Raw genomic sequence first — 3,370 nt, forward strand, 5'->3', positions numbered from 1 at the left:
CATAAAAATCGACGGACCCTGGTACTCCTCGTGATCATCTGGCTTATGTCCCATCGCAATCTTCTTCTCACGGATTCTCTGTCTGAGCTTGCTCTCCACGTGACCGCCCGACGGGTTGGGCGGTGGAAGCGTTTCCCAAAAAATATTGCTGACGTGACGGAGGAGCCTCAAAGTACAGAGGAGAACAGACGGATCACGCTGCCGATGGTCCAGGAGAAGCTGCGCATAGCTGTTGCCTTGAGCGGCAGATCGCGTCAGCCAGTATTCCGCCGCTTCTTGATCTTGTCCTACCTCTTTCCCCTGGAGGTATAGTTTGCCGAGGACGTACTGCGCGTATTGATTTCCCTGACTGGCGGAAGCGCTCAGCAACTGAACCGCCCTTTCAGTATCTTTCGAAACACCATCACCCAGAAGGCACATCTTCCCAAGACGATACTGAGCGTACTGATTTCCCGATTCACAGGCATGCTCATACCACGCCGCTGCATCGCCCATTCGTCCTTGTCTCTGGAGAAACCTTCCCAGAGCGTACTGCGATTGTGCGCCCCCTATCGCGGCAGAGCGTCGGAAACATTTCTCCGCCTTTTCATCATCTGGCAGCACGCCAAGGCCATCCCGGTACGCCTTGCCCAGGTGATACGCGGCCGAGGCAAAGCCCTTGTCCCACAACCGCTCCAGCATTTGCGCCGCTTCTCGTTTTTCTGCCCACGTGACATCGTCATTGCGGAGCAGCGCTGCCGCTTGGTGATACTCCAACACTTCGTTATATTCAACGCCTTGCGGCAAAACTTCAGAGACCGCTTCCGACTCATCGTTCATCTCCGCATCCTCAAAGCTGAACACGCCCAATCGCAGATTCTCCGCCTCCTGGATTACCAGATTCTTGATTGCACGAAATTCTTTCTGCTGCGAGAGCGGCAGCCGCCAGCGAGGCGTATCCTTGTAGTAGTTCTCCAGTTCATCACGCAGACCGTTCCAAACCTCATAGCACTCCGCCACCNCCGGGAGCTTCGCCAGCTCATCCACGATTGCATCCACCTGAGCTTTGGCCGGCTTTTTCAAGTAGCCGTAGATCTTTTTGCCCTTGACAGTTTCCAGCGACTGTGACAGCTCCAGCAGCTTGTTTTCAATCACAGGGCTGTCGCAGAAGCCTGTCCGCATCTTCTCTATCAACTCTCTCATAGACCGACGAGCCGCAGCGACCAAGTCCTTGTAGGAGATATCCTTCTCCTGATAGAGTGTGTACATCTCATCCTGGAAAATATCATTGGTGAGTTTGGAGCGAATCANCTTGACGCCCTCCTTGGTCAATCGGCCCTGGCTCGGATCGGCAGACCAGACCATGGCGTGGACATGGGGGTGATGACCTTCATCGTGGAAGGCGGCGCACCAGCGAAGCTGGTCCGNCGGGATCNTCATAGCTTCCGCTATCTCGACTTGATGAGCCTTGATCAGCTTTCGCCAGCTCTCCGCGCAGTCGTAGCCAAGCCNGGCTGCGTCCTCCCGCCGCAGGGACCAGATGAACGTCCACACGTTTCCACTGTGCTCTTGAACTTCCTTGAGAGCAGCGTCCAGCGACACTGGTCGATTGCTGAACAGGCCGTGCTCACCATGACGCTCTACACGAGGCCGGGTAGCTATGTACCTCATGTAGCCGTCCCTGTCGGTGAGTCTGTGGGCGTTGATATCCAGCACTGCGGGGATTAACGAGGAGGCGTTGCCGGTGGTCGGTACTGAACGATAATCATTGCACTCTTCCAGTTCAGTGGCGTCAGGAAAATCCCGGAGCAGATTTTCGATGAGCTGCCGCTGGCCCTTCGTCACTGGACCGCTCCCCTCCAGCTTTTCTACCCGTTCGCGTGTGGCGATGTACTTCATATACCCAGAGGCACCACCAGACTTGATGTATCCGCTTTTCTGAATCAGCCTGACCATTAATCATCCCATCCATTCTGGTACCTGACGGCGTCCTCAAGATCAATCACGCCATTGGTCTTCCGTATCTCTTTCATACACCGTGCTCTCAGGCGCTCCAAGTCATCCAGGTGAACCTCATTCACCGCCGCCGTGATGTTTGCGATCATGTCCTGCTCCACGGCCAGCTTGAACAGCAGTTTGCCGATCCGAGTACCCAGCGCCCCCAGCTTGCCCTCCAGCACATCCGCAAGGACGCGCGGGAGATAGCTGGCAGCGTTTTGCGTATTCAGGTAGCCGGTATAGAACCGGATCGCCTTTTCGATGTACTCGTTTTTCGTGGTACAGTTGTCTTTTGTATAGCTGGTTTCTACCTGGCTCCACGCATCTGACGTGAGCCAAACCGTGTGCCGCTTTTTATCTTCGTTCATGCCGGAATTTCCCCCCTTATTTCAAATTAGCGTCATGCGAAACCCTTCAATGGTGGGGCTTAGGAGGAGCTTTGGAAATATCAGCGTCAATCAGTTTTCTCCTCCGTCAAAAAAGCGTCAACCCTCGTCCCCGCAACTGCCCGCACTGCGGGCAGAAGTACCCGCCCTGGCGCGCGGAAAGCGCCAGGGCTTTCTCCTGCTATTTCTTTCGTCCCTCGTAACTCGCCGCATTTTGGCGCAGACTGCTTCCCTGGGGTTCTGCCCTACCCTCGATAGAAGAATTGCACACAGCGGCTCACAGGCGCTCATGCGGGGTGTTCCTCATTACCCTCCAACTTTTTGCGGACACGCATCCGTTCTACTGCTTCCTCCAGCCGCCGGAGCTGTCGTTGATTGTAGAGGTCCACTGCATTTTGGATCGGCAGGATGGTGTAGCGCAAGGTGCCGTTGTGCTTGCGGCCATTTCTCGTGATGATGAATGTCGGTTCTGTAACGACCAACCCACGTTCCTCCAACTCCGCAACGTACTTTCGAACGGTGTTGATGCTCATTCCCACCGCATTCCCGATGGTCTGGTAGCTTGGATAGCACTGGTAGGTTTTACGGTCCTCACAGAAGAGCAGGTAGGAGTAGATGGCCAGTGCACCGGGTGACAACTTCAGAGAAAAAATCTCGTTGGGCAGAGGAAAAAAGTTTTTGACCGTATCTTGTTTTGCGTACTGCCAGAGCATCAACAGCCACCCCCTGTGTTTTGCNCTACCCACTGGATGAACTTTTCCTTGGGTACCACCATCCTGCTGCCAACTTTCAGAACGGGAAAATTTGATTCGTGCATGAGTTCATAGGCACTGGATGGAGCGATGCCCAGCACCTGCGCCACCATCTTTGCGTTGAGGAACAGCGGCAACTCTTCGTAGCTTTTGTAGACAGTCTCTTTCAACACCGTCACCCCCTGTGATTGATTTTTCTTCGCCCATCTGATACGATGAGGGTAACACTACCGGCTACGATTTTCAAAGGATTTG

Annotated in this window: 4 protein-coding genes; all 4 read right to left on the minus strand. The window is 54.4% G+C overall.

The genetic code is table 11. From position 1 onward, the window contains the following. Nucleotides 1-1,935: MobP3 family relaxase (gene mobP3 / locus JX325_RS13930; protein WP_204791692.1), on the minus strand; the 1,935-nt coding region annotated here is incomplete at its 3' end. Continuing rightward, on the minus strand, nucleotides 1,935-2,345 hold the full coding sequence (locus tag JX325_RS13935; RefSeq protein WP_204791693.1) for a hypothetical protein: 411 nt from the start codon (nucleotides 2,343-2,345) through the stop codon (nucleotides 1,935-1,937). The genes mobP3 and JX325_RS13935, both read right to left, overlap by 1 nt. A gap of 305 nt (nucleotides 2,346-2,650) precedes the next feature. After that, nucleotides 2,651-3,076, minus strand: coding sequence for a helix-turn-helix domain-containing protein (locus JX325_RS13940; protein ID WP_204791695.1), 426 nt, complete (start codon nucleotides 3,074-3,076; stop codon nucleotides 2,651-2,653). Continuing rightward, the gene (locus tag JX325_RS13945; RefSeq protein WP_204791694.1) at nucleotides 3,076-3,285 is read right to left on the minus strand and encodes an AlpA family transcriptional regulator; all 210 of its coding nucleotides are present in this window, start codon (nucleotides 3,283-3,285) and stop codon (nucleotides 3,076-3,078) included. The genes JX325_RS13940 and JX325_RS13945 overlap by 1 nt, the downstream gene beginning before the upstream one ends. Nucleotides 3,286-3,370: the final 85 nt, after the last annotated feature.

Source organism: Oscillibacter sp. CU971, assembly GCF_905219725.1.
Classification (GTDB): Bacteria; Bacillota; Clostridia; order Oscillospirales; family Oscillospiraceae; genus Oscillibacter.

Bases quoted from the DNA above. Each gene is read 5' to 3' on its own strand.
- JX325_RS13935 (WP_204791693.1), bottom strand. From the start codon at position 2,345: ATGAACGAAGATAAAAAGCGGCACACGGTTTGGCTCACGTCAGATGCG.
- JX325_RS13940 (WP_204791695.1), bottom strand. From the start codon at position 3,076: ATGCTCTGGCAGTACGCAAAACAAGATACGGTCAAAAACTTTTTTCCT.